A 14,682-nucleotide genomic window follows, 5' to 3' on the forward strand; every position below is an offset into this window, starting at 1 on the left:
ACTGCGCCAGCCTCGAACGAGAGGCGGCGCCTTCGCCTTCATTTATAGGGGACTTCGATGTCCGTACGACGCACACGCAAAGACGATGGCAGCCAATGGACAGTTGCGGACAGCCGCAGTGTTTATGGGATTCGCCATTGGGGGGCCGGGTATTTCGCGATCAATGATGCCGGTCGCGTTGAAGTCCGTCCGAACGGCCCGAACAGCACACCCGTCGACCTTTACGAGCAAGTGGACGAGCTGCGCAAGAGCGGCCTTTCCCTGCCGCTGCTGGTGCGCTTTCCCGACATCCTGCAAGACCGTGTACGCCAGCTGACCGGCGCTTTCGACGCCAACATCGAGCGCCTGGAATACCAGAGCAAGTACACCGCGCTGTACCCGATCAAGGTGAACCAGCAGGAAGCGGTGATCGAGAACATCATCGCCACCCAGAACGTTTCCATCGGTCTCGAAGCCGGCTCCAAGCCTGAGCTGCTGGCCGTGCTGGCCCTGGCGCCGAAGGGCGGCACCATCGTCTGCAACGGTTACAAGGACCGCGAGTTCATCCGCCTGGCGCTGATGGGCCAGAAGCTCGGCCACAACGTATTTATCGTGATCGAGAAAGAATCCGAGGTTGAACTGGTGATCGAAGAGGCCGCCAGCCTCAAGGTCAAGCCACAGGTGGGCCTGCGCGTGCGCCTGTCGTCCCTGGCGTCAAGCAAGTGGGCGGACACCGGTGGCGAGAAGTCCAAGTTCGGGTTGTCGGCGGCGCAGCTGCTGTCGGTGGTCGAGCGCTTCCGCGCGGCGGGCCTGGACCAGGGCATCCGCCTGCTGCACTTCCACATGGGTTCGCAGATCGCCAACCTGGCCGACTACCAGCATGGGTTCAAGGAAGCCATTCGTTACTACGGCGAACTGCGCAACCTCGGCCTGCCGGTGGACCACATCGACGTGGGCGGCGGCCTGGGCGTGGACTACGACGGTACCCACTCCCGTAACGCCAGCTCGATCAACTACGACATGGACGACTACGCCGGTGTGGTCGTGGGCATGCTCAAGGAGTTCTGCGACGCCCAGAGCCTGCCGCACCCGAATATCTTCTCCGAAAGCGGCCGCTCCCTGACCGCCCACCACGCCATGCTGGTGGTGCAGGTCACCGACGTCGAGAAACACAACGACGAAATCCCGGTCATCGAAAACAAGGAAAGCCTGCCCGAAACCGTGCAATGGCTGGTGGACCTGCTCGGCCCGACCGATATCGAAATGGTCACCGAAACCTACTGGCGCGCCACTCACTACATGAGCGATGTGGCCACCCAGTACGCCGACGGCAAACTGACCCTGGCCGAGAAAGCCCTGGCCGAACAGTGCTACTTCGCCGTGTGCCGCCGCCTGCACAACTCGTTGAAAGCCCGCCAGCGCTCGCATCGCCAGGTGCTGGACGAACTCAATGACAAGCTGGCCGACAAGTACATCTGCAACTTCTCGGTGTTCCAGAGCCTGCCGGACACGTGGGCCATCGGCCAGGTCCTGCCGATCCTGCCGCTGCACCGTCTCGACGAAGAGCCGCTGCGCCGCGCCGTGCTGCAAGACCTGACCTGCGACTCCGACGGCAAGATCAAGCAGTACGTCGACGAGCAGAGCATCGAGACCAGCCTGCCGGTGCACGCCTTGAACGAAGGCGAGGACTACCTGCTGGGCATCTTCCTGGTCGGCGCCTACCAGGAAATCCTCGGCGACATGCACAACCTGTTCGGTGACACCGATTCGGTGAACATCTACCAGCGCGAAGACGGTTCGGTGTACAGCGCCGGTATCGAGACCCACGACACCATCGAAGACATGCTGCGCTACGTGCACTTGTCGCCGGAGGAGTTGATGACTCACTACCGTGACAAGTGCGCCAGCGCGAAGATCAGTGCCAGTGAGCGTACGCAGTTCCTCGACGCCTTGCGTCTGGGCCTGACGCGTTCGTCATACCTGTCGTCCTGATGCTGGGTTGAACGACGCGCGGGGTTTCTCGCGGGTCGTATCGGTGGGCGGTTCAGTACGCGACCAGGCAGAGCTTGAGCGGGCATTGGCCTGGGTTGAATTGAAGGACAACCCGGTCAAGTCTGTCGGCACCGGTGGTGGTGGGCGCCACCGTGACATTTTGGCTATTAAAGGGCAGTTCAATATTTGCACCTGGAGCGAGGGCGTGGCGCTCGGTTCCTTGGAAGAGCGTCAGATTGGACCGGCTACTGTTTGTAACACGCAGTCTGTCCTCGATAGTGTTCGGCCCTTGCCCATTGGTGCATCCCGCGATGCTCGCCAGTGTGCAAGCCGTAGCGATCCAAAGCGCTTTCGTGATGTTCATATCCGACTCTCCTTGAATCTATGGGATGGGTTTTACCCATGGTCATTCAACGCCCGGAATGTCGGTCTGTAACCTGTCAAAACTAACAGTTCACGCACTTTTCTATCAATGGCAGGGCCACCGATTCGATACCTACTGGACAATCAGGCAATAACTGGTTTTTTTGCACGTTTCATTTTGTGGGGTCAGGGTGATGAACTTGATGGTGGCATCCTTCGTGGCTGGTGTCAGGCTGATAGCCCCTTGGGTCAAGTTCAGGCTCAGCTTCTGATCCGGATCATTATCGGCGCTCAAATCGGAACTCTTTTGCCTTGAGGGCAAAGTCTGCTGCTTCATCTTTTTTTGGGCTAAGTAAATCGGGAAATTGCTGTTGTTCCAGATCTCAACCGAGGAGAGTGAAAGCTCGGCTGCCGGTGCTGGAGTTGCACCAGGCGCTTGGACCGAGGGGATAAAAACTTGGCCGGACGGCGTGATGTCAGGGTTGCTTTCAGCATCCGCCATGACGGGTTGCATCCAGGTTGCGATTAGCGCAATAGCGATGCCGAGGGGAGGGTTGATGTTCATGAGAGTCGTCCTTGCCCGTATTGAAACGTAATTGCCCGGATCGGGCATTCGTCCCAATTCAACTCTCATGTTGAATCTTTGTAACCTGTGAAAACTAACAGGTCGAATCGCCGAGCCATTCGTTCCTTTTGCTCAGGCGCCACGCAATGGCCCACAAGGTGAAACTGCGCAGCGCCATAAACAGCAGGAAGCTGATCCACAGGCCGTGATTGCCGTACCCCTGTAGCAGCCAGGCGAACGGCAGTAGGATTAGCACCGTCAGCAACATGCCATTGCGCATTTCCTTGGCGCGCGTAGCGCCGATAAACAACCCATCCAACAGATAACTCCACACCGCAATCAACGGCAGTACCGCCAGGTACGGCAGGTAGAGATCGGCGGTTTCGCGCACGCTGGGGATATCGGTCTGCATGGCAATAAACAGGTGGCCGGCGAAGGTGAACAGCAGAGCAAACCCCACACTGGCGATCAGCGACCAACCGCCGGCGACCACCAGCGAACGGCGCAGCGCGGCGCGGTCATGGGCGCCGATGGCGTGTCCGCACAAGGCTTCGACCGCGTGGGCCAGGCCGTCCAGCGCGTGAGCGGTCAGCAACAAGCCATTGAGCAATAGAGCATTGGCTGCCACGGTGGCATCGCCCAGGCGTGCGCCTTGCACCGTGATCATGAAAAACACCGACTGCAGCGCCAGGCTGCGGATAAAGATGTCGCGGTTCACCGCCAGCAACGGGCGCCAGCTTTGCCACCGTTTCAACACGGCCCAGGCGATATGCCCGGGGTAGGCGCGCAGGGCTTTTTGCGTGAGGGCCAGGCCAAGCAGGGCGCCGGTCCATTCGGCGATCACCGATGCGCGGGCCGAGCCGACCACGCCCCAGTCCAGGCCCAGTACAAACCACAGGTTCAGGGCGATGTTGACCAGGTTGGTGGTCAACAGGATTGCCAATGGCGCCCGGGCGTTTTGCGTGCCGAGGAACCAGCCCACCAGCGCGTAGCTGGCCAGGGCGGCGGGCAGGCCGAACAGGCGGGTGTGGAAGAACTCGCGGGTCAATTGGTTGAGTTCGGGGGACGGTTGCATCCATTCCAGGGCCAGATGGCTCAGGGGGATGCCGACGGTCCCCAGCAACATCGCCAGCCCCAGCGCCAGCAGCAAACCTTGCAGCAGGATCTGTCGCAGTGCCGCACCATCCTTGCGCCCGGCGGCCTGGGCGGCGAAACCGGTGGAACCCATGCGCAGAAAACCCATGGCCCAGGCGAGGAAGGTATACAGGCTGGCACCGACGGCCACGGCGCCCAGTTGGTGGGCGTGGGGCAGGTGGCCGATGACCATGCTGTCGACCAGTGCCACCAACGGCACGGAGATGTTCGAAAGAATCATCGGCGCGGCCAAAGCCCATACGCGGCGATGGGTAGGGCGGTCGCGCCAGTCGGTCAGTAAGGTGGACATGCGGGCTCCTTGGGGGAGCGGCATTGTAACCGCCCATTGGCAGCGCAACAGGGCCAATGTGGAATGGAGCCCTATGCCTGTGGGATTTGGCTGGGACTTGAGACCGTTGAGAACCAACTCACCCTCCGTCGGTCAATGTGACCAGCGCCACATCGGCTTGGCCGGCGCTGATATATAGTTCACCCCTCGGTTCCCTCTGACTACGAGTGCCCCATGCTTAACAAAGGATTGTTCCTGGCCTGCGCGCTGGCCCTGCTGAGCGCCTGCGATTCTTCCGATAAACCGGCAGCACCGCCTGCGCCCACCGTGGCGACGGCGCCGAAACCGGCCAAGGCCGCGGTGGATGTGGCGGCGCTCAAGCAGCGTTATGCCGGGCGTGAGTTGAGTGTGGTGGACGTGTCCGAGGTGCAGTTGGACGGCGCCAGCACCTTGTCGGTGAGTTTTTCCATTCCGTTGGACCCGGAGCAGAAGTTTGCCGACAAACTCCATCTGGTCGACAGCAAGTCCGGCAAGGTCGATGGCGCCTGGGAGCTGTCCGATAACCTCATGGAGCTGCGCCTGCGTCACCTGGAACCCCAGCGCAAACTGGTGCTGACGGTGGATGCCGGGGTGAAGGCGGTCAACGCCAACACGCTCGCCGCCGAGTACATCGCGCGCCTGGAAACCCGTGACCTGCAAGCCACCGTCGGCTTCGCCAGCCGTGGCACATTGTTGCCGACGCGCCTGGCCGAAGGCCTGCCGGTGATCGCGTTGAACGTCGACAAGATCGACGTTGAGTTCTTCCGTATCAAGCCCGAATCCCTGCCGTCGTTCCTGGCACAGTGGGGGCGCAATACCAGCCTGCAAAGTTATGAATCCCGCGAACTGCTGCCCCTGGCCGACCTGGTCTACGGCGGCCGTTTCGACCTGAACCCGGCGCGCAATACCCGTGAAACCCTGCTGCTGCCGATCGCCGGCCTCAAGCAATTGCAGCAACCGGGCGTGTACCTGGCGGTGATGCGCGCTTCGGGCACCTACAACTATTCGCAACCGGCCACGCTGTTTACCTTGAGCGATATCGGCCTGTCGGTGCACCGTTACGCCAATCGCCTGGATGTGTTTACCCAGGCGCTGGAAGGTGGCAAGGCGTTGGATGGCGTCGACCTCGAAGTGCTCGACGCCGACGGCCGTGTGCTGGGCCAGGGCAAGACCGAAAAGGGCGGTCACGCTGAGTTGGCGTTGCCGAAAAAGGCCCAGGTGCTGCTGGCCAAACAGGGTGAGCAGACCAGTCTGCTGCGCCTGGACAGTGCCGCGCTGGATCTGGCCGAGTTCGATATCGGCGGCCAACCTTCCCATCCGTTGCAGTTCTTTGTGTTCGGCCCGCGCGACCTGTATCGCCCCGGCGAAACCGTGCTGCTCAACGCACTGCTGCGGGACAAGGACGGCAACGCGGTCAAGCCGCAGCCAGTGAGCGTCGAAGTGCGTCGCCCGGATGAACAGGTGAGCCGCAAGTTCGTCTGGGATGCCGACGCCTCCGGCCTCTATCAATATCAACTGCAGCTGGCCGGCGAAGCCCCGACCGGACGCTGGCAGTTGGTGTTCGACCTGGGCGATGGCAAGCCGCAGCTGTATGAGTTCCTCGTCGAAGACTTCCTGCCCGAGCGCCTGGCGCTGGAACTCAAGGGCAGCGACACGGCATTGAGCCCGGCGGATAACCCGGTGATCAAGGTCAACGGTCGCTACCTCTATGGTGCGCCGGCGTCGGGCAATCGCGTCAGCGGACAAGTCTATGTGCGCCCCCTGCGCGAAGCGGTCAAGTCGCTGCCGGGCTATCAATTCGGCTCCGTCACCGAAGAGGAACTGAGCCAGGACTTCGAGCTCGACGAAAGCGTGCTCGACGCCAAGGGCCAGGAAGAACTGACCCTGGAAAGCAAATGGGCCGAGGCCAAATCCCCCCTGCAACTGATCGTGCAAGCCAGCCTGCACGAGTCGGGCGGGCGGCCGATCACCCGGCGCCTGGTACAGCCGATCTGGCCCGCCGAGCAACTGCCGGGCCTGCGTGGCCTGTTTGACGGCAAGGAAACCAATGGCGACGGCCCGGCAGAATTCGAAGTGCTGCTGGCCAACCAGGACGGGCAGAAACTTGCCGCGCAAAACCTCAAGGTCCGCCTGGTACGCGAGCGCCGTGACTACTACTGGAATTACTCGGACAGCGATGGCTGGAGCTATCACTACAACGAGAAATTCCTCAACCTCGACGAACAGACCCTGGACATCAAGGCCGGCGATACCGCCAAGGTCAGCTTCCAGGTGGAGTGGGGCCCGTACCGCGTCGAGGTCGAAGACCCGCAGACCGGTCTGGTCAGCAGCCTGCGCTTCTGGGCCGGCTACCAGGCCCAGGACAACACCGAGGGCGGCGCCGTGCGCCCCGATCAGGTCAAGCTGGCACTGGATAAGCCCGCGTATGGCGACGGCGACACCGCCAACGTCACGGTCACGCCGCCGGCGGCCGGTAAAGGCTACCTGCTGGTGGAGTCCGCCGAAGGGCCGCTGTGGTGGCAGGAAATCGACGTGCCGGCCGAAGGCAAAAGTTTTGCCGTGAAGCTTGATCCGAAATGGTCGCGCCATGACCTGTACGTCAGCGCCCTGGTGATTCGTCCCGGCGAGCGCAAAGCCAATATCACCCCCAAGCGCGCGGTAGGCCTGCTGCATCTGCCGCTGGATCGCACCCAACGCAAGCTTGGCGTGACCCTGGCCGCGCCGGAAAAAATGCGCCCCAAGCAACCGCTGACGGTGAAGATCGCCGCCAAAAACGCCGATGGCAGCGTGCCGAAACAGGTGCACGTGCTGGTGGCGGCGGTGGACGTGGGCATCCTCAATATCACCGAATACCCGACGCCGGACCCGTACTCCAGCCTGTTCGGCCGCAAGGCCTATGGCGTGGACCAGTTCGATATCTACGGCCAGTTGATCGAAGCCGGGCAGGGCCGCCTGGCCAGCCTGGCCTTTGGGGGTGACGCCGCGCTGGCCAAGGGCGGCAAGCGTCCGGACACCAGTGTGACCATCGTCGCCCTGCAAAGCGCGCCGGTGACCTTGAATGAGCAGGGCGAGGGTGAAGTCAGCGTCAACATCCCCGACTTCAACGGCGAACTGCGCCTGATGGCCCAGGCCTGGAGCGACGACCGCTACGGCATGGCCGAAGGCAAGACCGTGATCGCCGCGCCGCTGATCGCCGAGCTGTCGGCCCCGCGCTTCCTCGCCGGCGGTGACCAGACGACGTTGGCCCTGGACCTGTCCAACCTGTCGGGCAAGGCGCAGAAACTCGATGTGCAACTGAGTGCCGAAGGGCAGTTGGAGCTGGTCAACAGCGGCGCGCAAACCGTCGAGCTCAAGCAAGGCCAGCGCGCCACCCTGCGTATCCCGGTGAAAGCCTGGGGTGGCTTGGGTCAAGGCAAGGTGAAGGTCACGGTCAATGGCCTGGACCTGCCCGGTGAGAACCTGCCGCCGTTCAGCCGCGAATGGACCCTGGGTGTGCGCCCGGCCTACCCGGCGTTGCTCAAGCATTACCGCGCGGTGCTCAAGGGCGAGCCGTGGAGCCTGCCCGCCGGCGCATTGGATCAATTCGATGCCTCTGGGCGTGAGGCGCTGCTGAGCCTGTCAAGCCGGCCGCCGCTGAACCTGGGCGCGCAGATCTCGGCGCTCAAGGCCTACCCTTATGGGTGCCTGGAGCAGACCGCCAGTGGTCTGTACCCGTCGCTGTACGCCGACGACGCGCTGCTCAAACGCTTGAGCATCAAGGGCGAGCCGGATGCCGAGCGCAAACGCAAGATCGAGCTGGGCATCGAGCGCCTGCTGGGCATGCAGCGCTACAACGGCAGCTTCGGTTTGTGGGGCGCCGATGGCGAAGAGGAATATTGGCTGACGGCTTATGTCACCGACTTCCTGTTGCGTGCCCGTGACCAGGGCTTTGCGGTACCGCCCGAAGCGCTGAAGAAAGCCAGCGAGCGCCTGCTGCGCTATGTGCAGGAGCGCAACCTGATCGAAGTCGACTACAGCGACAACGCTGACCACACGCGCTTTGCCGTGCAGGCCTACGCCGGCATGGTATTGGCGCGCAGTCAGCAGGCGCCGTTGGGGGCGCTGCGCAGTATTTTCGAGCGGCGCAGCGACGCGCGTTCCGGGTTGCCGTTGGTGCAGTTGTCCATCGCATTACAAAAGATGGGTGACCAGCCCCGCGCGGATCAAGCCTTGCTGGCCGGCCTGGCGGCGCAACGTAGCGCCAAGGAATGGCTGGCTGACTACGGCAGCCCGCTGCGCGATCAGGCGATGATCCTGGCATTGCTGGAAGAAAACGACTTGGCCAAGGGCAAGCGTGAGGAGCGCTTGTTTACCCTGTCGGACCAATTGGCGGCCAGCCCGTACCTGTCGACCCAGGAGCGCAATTCGCTGTTCCTGGCCGGGCGCCTGGGGTTCGCCCAGCCCGAGTCTGCCTGGAAGGTCCTGCTCAATGGCAGCGGTGGGGCTCACGAGCTGAACAATCAACAGTCGACGCTGGACCTGGAAGGCAAGCTGCTTTCTGGCGATCTGAACCTGACCAATCAGGGCGATGTGCCGGTCTACCAGCAACTGACGATCTCGGGTTATCCCCAGGTGCCACCGGCACCGGGTGGCGACAACCTGAGCATCCGCCGGGAATACCTGGGCATGAATGGCCAACCGCTGAACCTGCGCAACCTCAATAGCGGCGACCTGGTGCTGGTGCATCTGGCGGTGAGCGCCAGGCAGCGCGTGCCGGATGCCTTGGTGGTAGACCTGCTGCCGTCGGGCCTGGAGCTGGAAAACCAGAACCTTGCACAAAGCGCGGCCAGCCTGGAAAACGCCAGCAGCCAGGTGAAGGAATGGCGCGAGTCGATGCAGAACGCGGCGCTCAAGCATCAGGAGTTTCGTGATGACCGTTACGTGGCGGCCATCAACCTCGACGGCGATGGCACCACGCACTTGCTGTACCTGGCCCGTGCCGTGACACCGGGCACTTACCGCGTGCCGCCGCCACAGGTGGAGTCGATGTACCGGCCGAACTGGCAGGCGGTGGGGGAAACGCCGGCGGATCTGGTGATCAAAGGACGCTGAGACGGCGCTGGCAGATACCGTCTTATCCGCACCGCGCAAACCCTACGGATTTGTGCGGTGTTGGATAAGACGGTATCTACGGATGAGGAGATGGGTTCAGTGCACAACCCAACTGAGCAGCCACAGCCCAAGCATCAGCCAGATCACCCCGATGATGATTGAGGCACGCATGAACGCGCGTACGGCCGAATACAGAAACAGCAGGCCGACGATCAGGGTGAGGATGCTGATGATCGAGGTGTCCATGCCCAATGCTCGGGACATGCCACCGACAAAGTCGCCGCCAGCGTTGGAGAGCATATTGAACAGCCCGCTGAAGAATTCGACGATGTAGTGGATGATCAGACCGAGTGTGTGACCCAACCATCCGAAAAAGTCTACTTGCATAGGTGTGTCTCGATGAAAGAGTGGACGAAATTGCCTGCACTGAGCCTTTGGTTGTTTATCAACCAGGCGAGTTCCTGTGAAGCATAGAGGTTTCGCCGTTTGAATTTGCGTTTACTTCTCCGTTGGACCCTGGCGAGCCTGGTCTTGATGATTGCCCTGTTGTGGCTGGCCGATCGTATCTGGCCGTTGCCGTTGCCCAAGGACGACCTGGCGCGGGTGGTGCTGGCCGAGGATGGCACGCCGTTATGGCGGTTTGCCGATGCCAACGGCGTGTGGCGTTATCCGGTGCAAACCAGCGAAGTGTCGCCCTATTACCTGGATGCACTGCTCACCTACGAAGACCGCTGGTTCTATCAGCATCCCGGTGTTAACCCGTTGGCGCTGGTGCGGGCGACGTGGCAGAACCTGACGGGCGCGCGGGTGGTGTCGGGTGGCAGTACGTTGTCGATGCAGGTGGCGCGTCTGCTGGATCCTCACTCGCGGACCTTCCACGGCAAGTTGCGCCAACTGTGGCGCACGGCGCAGTTGGAGTGGCACCTGTCCAAGGAACAGATTCTCAACCTGTACCTGAACCGCGCGCCGTTCGGCGGCACGTTGCAGGGCGTGGCGGCCGCCAGCTGGGCGTACCTGGGCAAGTCCCCGGCGCAACTGACCCACGCCGAAGCCGCTTTGCTCGCGGTATTGCCCCAGGCGCCGAGCCGCCTGCGCCCGGATCGCCACCCGCAGCGCGCCCAGGAGGCCCGCGACAAAGTACTGCGCCGCCTCGCCGAGTTCCAGGTGTGGCCACAAGCGGCCGTCGACGAAGCGCTGGAAGAGCCGTTGCTGCTCGCCCCGCGCCTGGAGCCGAGCCTGGCGCCGCTGCTTGCCCGCCGCCTGAACCGTCCGGACAGCCCGCCGCTGATTCGCACCACGCTGGATGCCACCCTGCAACGCCGTCTTGAAGACCTGTTGCTGGGCTGGCGTGCGCGGTTGCCGGAATACACCTCGGCCGCAATCCTGGTGGTGGAAGAAGAAAACATGGCCGTGCGCGCTTACCTGGGGTCAGTGGACATCAACGACGCCAAGCGCTTTGGCCATGTGGACATGATCAGCGCGCTGCGTTCGCCGGGCTCTACCTTGAAGCCGTTCCTGTATGGCATGGCCCTGGACGAGGGCCTGATTCACTCCGAATCGCTGCTGCAGGATGTGCCCCGGCGTTATGGCGATTATCGCCCGGGCAACTTTTCCATGGGCTTTACCGGCGCAGTGCCGGCGAGCACGGCGCTGTCCAGTTCGCTGAACCTGCCGGCGGTGCAGTTGCTGGAAGCCTACGGGCCCAAGCGGTTTGCCGCGCAGATGCGCATCGGCGGCGTGCCATTGGCCCTGCCGGCGTTGGCCGAGCCCAACCTGGCGCTGATCCTCGGCGGCGCGGGCAGCCGCCTGGAGGATCTGGTCAGTGGCTACAGCGCCTTCGCCCGCAACGGCAGGAGCGCCACCCTTCGATTACAGCCGGACGATACGCTGAGAGAACGGCCCTTGCTGTCGCCAGGGTCCGCCTGGATTGTTCGGCGCATCCTCAGTGGCCAGGCGCGGCCTGATCGCGACCCGCGTGCCGAACTGGTGCAGCGCCCGGTCCTGGCCTGGAAAACCGGGACCAGCTACGGTTTTCGCGATGCCTGGGCGATTGGCGTGGGGCCGCGCTATTTGATCGGTGTGTGGATCGGTCGCCCGGACGGCACGCCGGTGCCGGGGCAGTTCGGTTTGGCCTCGGCGGCGCCGCTGATGTTGCAGGTGCATGATGTGCTGACCAATCGCGACAGCCAGCGCGGTATCAGCGCGCAGGTGGTGGCGGTACCGACCAATGTCGGCGTGGCGGCGATTTGTTGGCCGCTGGGCCAGCCCATGAACCGCAGCGATCCGAATTGCCGCCGCCAGCGCTTTGCCTGGACCCTGGACAACACCACGCCGCCGACCTTGCAGGCGCTGGATCAGCCATTGAGCGTCGGCTTGATGGAAAGTGTCTGGGTCAACGCCAAGGGCTTGAGGGTGGATGCCCATTGCCCTGGCGCGGTGTCTAAAAATATCGCCTTGTGGCCCGCACCGCTGGAGCCATGGTTGCCCAGGATCGAGCGCCGTGAAGCGCGGATTCCCGCCGCCGACCCCGATTGCCCGCCACCGGCGCTGGCGGCGTCTTCGCCGCTGTCGATTGTCGGCGTGCGCGAAGGCGACCAACTGCGCCTGCCCGCCGCCAGCCAGCAAACCCTGCGCCTCAAGCTTTCCGCCCTGGGCGGCAGCGGCCGGCGCTGGTGGTTTCTCAACGGCGCCCCTATGGGCGACAGCGCCAACCAGGACAGCATCAATGCCAGTTTCGAGCGCTTGGGCCGTTACCAACTCAGCGTCCTCGACGAAGCCGGCCAGACCGCCCGGCTCGAATTCAGCGTGGTGGATTAGGGCCTCATCGGCGGCAAGTCGAATCGTCGCACCACCGCTATTCACTTGCCTTCACTCTCCATCCCCCTGAAGCTATACCCATTCAGGAGCCCCCCCCCATGAACCTCGAACACCTCACCGAACGCCTGCACCGCATCCGCGATACCAACGACTGGAAGCCATTCCACAGCCCGAAGAACCTGGCCATGGCCGCCAGCGTGGAAATGGCCGAACTGGTGGAAATCTTCCAGTGGCTCACCGAAGACCAGTCCCGCCGGTTACCCGCCGACAAACTCGCCCACGCCGGCCAGGAAGTGGGCGATATCGTGCTGTACCTGCTGTTGCTGTGCAGCGAGCTGGGCCTGGACATGAACGAGGTGGTGCGCGCCAAACTGGCCGACAGCGAGCGGCGGTTTACCCATGAGTGACCGGCATTTCGACCAGTTGGCCACGCGCTTCGCCGAGAAAATCTACGGCGGTGCAAAAGGCGCGATTCGCCTGGCAGTGCTCCAGGCCGACCTGGCTGAGGCCCTGCCGGAGCGCCCGTTACGCGTGCTGGATATCGGCGCGGGCCTGGGGCATATGTCGCTGTGGCTGGCCGAGCGTGGCCATCAGGTGACCCTGGCCGAACCCGCCGAGCCGATGCTCGAGGGCGCGCGCCAGCGCTTCGCCGAGGCCGGACAGGACGCCACCTTTATCCACGCGCCGTGGCAAGACCTGCTAGGCCAGCTCACGGAGCCCTACGACCTGGTGCTGTGCCATGCGGTGCTGGAATGGCTGGCCGAACCCCACGGGATCCTGCCGGTGCTGCATCAGCTGACGCTGCCCGGGGGCTGGCTGTCGCTGGCGTTCTACAACCGCGATGCGCTGATTTATCGCAACCTGCTCAAAGGCCATTTCCGCAAGATGCGCAAGAATGACATGGCCGGCGAAAAGCAGAGCCTGACCCCGCAACAGCCCCTCGACCCGCGGGAATTGGCGGCGCAACTCGAAGGGCTTTGGCAGGTCGAAAGCCAAAGTGGCGTGCGGGTATTTCACGACTATATGCCGGTGGAATTCCAGGCCCGCGCCGACTTGAAGGACCTTGTAGAGATGGAACTCGCTCACCGTCGTCACCCAAGCTTTGCCGGACTTGGGCGTTATTTGCACTGGATCTGCCGTCCGGTATAAGCGGCCCAGTCTGCGGAGGTCGAAATGCGTCGTCTCTGTTTGATCCTGTTATCCCTCGGGCTGGGCGCCTGCTCCAGCCCCAACCCTTATGTGGCGGCTTCTGCGCCGATGCCACCTGCGCCCGCGCAGGCGGCCACGACCTTTGATGCCAGCGCCTACCCGGCGCCGGTGCGCGACTATGGCGCCTACCGCAATTGGGCCTGGCGCAACGGCCAGCTCCCGGCCGGCACGGCCTGGGCGGACTCGGCGCAGATCGCCGAAGCGGTCAGCGGCGCCCTTGACCAGCGCGGCCTGCGGCCCTTGCACGACAACCGCCCGGCGGACCTGCTGGTGAGCGCCGATGTGCGCCTGGAGAAGCGTCTCAAGCAGGTCCAGGACGATTACGGCTACGGATACGGCGGCTATAACCGCTACGGCCCGGGCTACGGCATGTACAACTCGGTGCCGATTGTGCGCACCTATGAGGTTCAAGTGGTGGTGGTGCGCGTCAACCTGTTCGACGCCCGCAGCGGCCAGCCGGTGTGGAGTGCCAGCGCGGAAACCGGCAGCCAGGGCAGCCTCAGCGAGCGTTCGGATGCGTTGCGCCAGGCCGTGCAAAAGGCGATGACCGCCTATCCTCCGAGTTAACCGCTATTCTCATCTAAAGCCCGGTCCCTTGTTGGAGATCAACCATGTTTCGTCGTATCGCTACGCTAGCTTTTGTTGTGCTGCTGGGCGGTTGCCAGACCAGCCAGGTCAACCACGATTTTGATGCCAGCCGCGACTTCGGCGCCTACCGCAACTGGGCCTGGAAAGACCCGGCGCTGCAATACCGCCCTGATGATCCGCGGATCAAGAGCGACCTCACCGAACAACGCATCCGCCAGGCCGTGGGTGAACAGCTTGACCAGCGCGGCCTGCGCCCGGCAGCCGCAGGCACCCGGGCTGACCTGAACGTGCAGGCCTACCTGATCGTCGAAGACCGCCAGCAACAAGTCACCACCAACTATGGCGGCGCCTGGGGCGGCCCGTGGAACGGCTATTGGGGCGGGCCGATGTACAACGAAACACGCAACATCACCTACAAGGTGGCGACCATCCAGATCGACTTGCTCGACGGCAAGGACGGCAAGTTGGTGTGGCGCGGCAGTGATGAACAGATGATGAGCAGCACGCCCAACCCCCAGGATCGTAATAACGCGATTCGCACGACGGTGACCCGCATCCTCTCCAGCTATCCCCCGCATTGACCCTCTGCCGGAGCGCTGTGCTTGCGTCCGTCCGA

The 14,682-nt window shown here is 63.2% G+C and carries 11 protein-coding genes; 7 read left to right on the forward strand and 4 right to left on the reverse strand.

What is annotated here, in order from left to right:
- Nucleotides 1-57: 57 nt before the first annotated feature.
- The gene (gene speA, locus AC07OT_RS21265; RefSeq protein WP_027607991.1) at nucleotides 58-1,971 is read left to right on the forward strand and encodes an arginine decarboxylase; all 1,914 of its coding nucleotides are present in this window, start codon (nucleotides 58-60) and stop codon (nucleotides 1,969-1,971) included.
- 52 nt (nucleotides 1,972-2,023) lie between these two features.
- Here the strand turns inward: speA and AC07OT_RS21270 are convergent, their stop codons facing one another.
- The 3 genes from AC07OT_RS21270 to AC07OT_RS21280 all read right to left on the reverse strand — a co-directional run bounded on the left by AC07OT_RS21270 (nucleotide 2,024) and on the right by AC07OT_RS21280 (nucleotide 4,343).
- The gene (locus AC07OT_RS21270; protein WP_253493127.1) at nucleotides 2,024-2,335 is read right to left on the reverse strand and encodes a hypothetical protein; all 312 of its coding nucleotides are present in this window, start codon (nucleotides 2,333-2,335) and stop codon (nucleotides 2,024-2,026) included.
- Between the two features lie 132 nt (nucleotides 2,336-2,467).
- Nucleotides 2,468-2,899 (reverse strand): hypothetical protein, encoded by a 432-nt coding sequence (locus AC07OT_RS21275; RefSeq protein WP_065940943.1) that lies wholly within the window; start codon nucleotides 2,897-2,899, stop codon nucleotides 2,468-2,470.
- 94 nt (nucleotides 2,900-2,993) lie between these two features.
- Nucleotides 2,994-4,343 carry an MATE family efflux transporter gene (locus tag AC07OT_RS21280; protein ID WP_065940944.1) on the reverse strand — a complete coding sequence of 450 codons (1,350 nt, stop codon included), beginning with the start codon at nucleotides 4,341-4,343 and terminating at the stop codon, nucleotides 2,994-2,996.
- Between the two features lie 213 nt (nucleotides 4,344-4,556).
- Between AC07OT_RS21280 and AC07OT_RS21285 the strand changes: the two genes are divergently transcribed.
- A complete protein-coding gene (locus tag AC07OT_RS21285) occupies nucleotides 4,557-9,452 on the forward strand; it encodes an alpha-2-macroglobulin (protein ID WP_495108978.1) in 4,896 nt (1,631 codons plus the stop codon).
- Nucleotides 9,453-9,548: 96 nt separating this feature from the next.
- Here AC07OT_RS21285 and AC07OT_RS21290 read toward each other — a convergent pair whose 3' ends face one another.
- On the reverse strand, nucleotides 9,549-9,839 hold the full coding sequence (locus tag AC07OT_RS21290; RefSeq protein WP_115486344.1) for a hypothetical protein: 291 nt from the start codon (nucleotides 9,837-9,839) through the stop codon (nucleotides 9,549-9,551).
- A 99-nt stretch (nucleotides 9,840-9,938) separates the two neighbouring features.
- On the opposite strand from AC07OT_RS21290, the gene pbpC reads away from it, so the two are divergent.
- The 5 genes from pbpC to AC07OT_RS21315 all read left to right on the forward strand — a co-directional run bounded on the left by pbpC (nucleotide 9,939) and on the right by AC07OT_RS21315 (nucleotide 14,647).
- A complete protein-coding gene (pbpC, locus tag AC07OT_RS21295; RefSeq protein WP_495108979.1) occupies nucleotides 9,939-12,269 on the forward strand; it encodes a peptidoglycan glycosyltransferase PbpC in 2,331 nt (776 codons plus the stop codon).
- A 98-nt stretch (nucleotides 12,270-12,367) separates the two neighbouring features.
- The gene (locus tag AC07OT_RS21300; RefSeq protein WP_115486342.1) at nucleotides 12,368-12,676 is read left to right on the forward strand and encodes a MazG-like family protein; all 309 of its coding nucleotides are present in this window, start codon (nucleotides 12,368-12,370) and stop codon (nucleotides 12,674-12,676) included.
- The gene (locus AC07OT_RS21305; protein WP_027607984.1) at nucleotides 12,669-13,418 is read left to right on the forward strand and encodes a methyltransferase; all 750 of its coding nucleotides are present in this window, start codon (nucleotides 12,669-12,671) and stop codon (nucleotides 13,416-13,418) included. Before AC07OT_RS21300 ends, AC07OT_RS21305 begins: the two co-directional genes overlap by 8 nt.
- A 24-nt stretch (nucleotides 13,419-13,442) precedes the next feature.
- Nucleotides 13,443-14,045 (forward strand): DUF4136 domain-containing protein, encoded by a 603-nt coding sequence (locus AC07OT_RS21310; protein ID WP_495108980.1) that lies wholly within the window; start codon nucleotides 13,443-13,445, stop codon nucleotides 14,043-14,045.
- Between the two features lie 44 nt (nucleotides 14,046-14,089).
- Nucleotides 14,090-14,647 (forward strand): DUF4136 domain-containing protein, encoded by a 558-nt coding sequence (locus AC07OT_RS21315; RefSeq protein ID WP_027607982.1) that lies wholly within the window; start codon nucleotides 14,090-14,092, stop codon nucleotides 14,645-14,647.
- Nucleotides 14,648-14,682 lie beyond the last annotated feature (35 nt).

The sequence above is a fragment of the Pseudomonas sp. GW821-FHT09C10 genome (assembly GCF_059418085.1).

Bases quoted from the DNA above. Each gene is read 5' to 3' on its own strand.
- speA (WP_027607991.1), top strand. From the start codon at position 58: ATGTCCGTACGACGCACACGCAAAGACGATGGCAGCCAATGGACAGTT.
- AC07OT_RS21270 (WP_253493127.1), bottom strand. From the start codon at position 2,335: ATGAACATCACGAAAGCGCTTTGGATCGCTACGGCTTGCACACTGGCG.
- AC07OT_RS21275 (WP_065940943.1), bottom strand. From the start codon at position 2,899: ATGAACATCAACCCTCCCCTCGGCATCGCTATTGCGCTAATCGCAACC.
- AC07OT_RS21280 (WP_065940944.1), bottom strand. From the start codon at position 4,343: ATGTCCACCTTACTGACCGACTGGCGCGACCGCCCTACCCATCGCCGC.
- AC07OT_RS21285 (WP_495108978.1), top strand. From the start codon at position 4,557: ATGCTTAACAAAGGATTGTTCCTGGCCTGCGCGCTGGCCCTGCTGAGC.
- AC07OT_RS21290 (WP_115486344.1), bottom strand. From the start codon at position 9,839: ATGCAAGTAGACTTTTTCGGATGGTTGGGTCACACACTCGGTCTGATC.
- AC07OT_RS21300 (WP_115486342.1), top strand. From the start codon at position 12,368: ATGAACCTCGAACACCTCACCGAACGCCTGCACCGCATCCGCGATACC.
- AC07OT_RS21305 (WP_027607984.1), top strand. From the start codon at position 12,669: ATGAGTGACCGGCATTTCGACCAGTTGGCCACGCGCTTCGCCGAGAAA.
- AC07OT_RS21310 (WP_495108980.1), top strand. From the start codon at position 13,443: ATGCGTCGTCTCTGTTTGATCCTGTTATCCCTCGGGCTGGGCGCCTGC.
- AC07OT_RS21315 (WP_027607982.1), top strand. From the start codon at position 14,090: ATGTTTCGTCGTATCGCTACGCTAGCTTTTGTTGTGCTGCTGGGCGGT.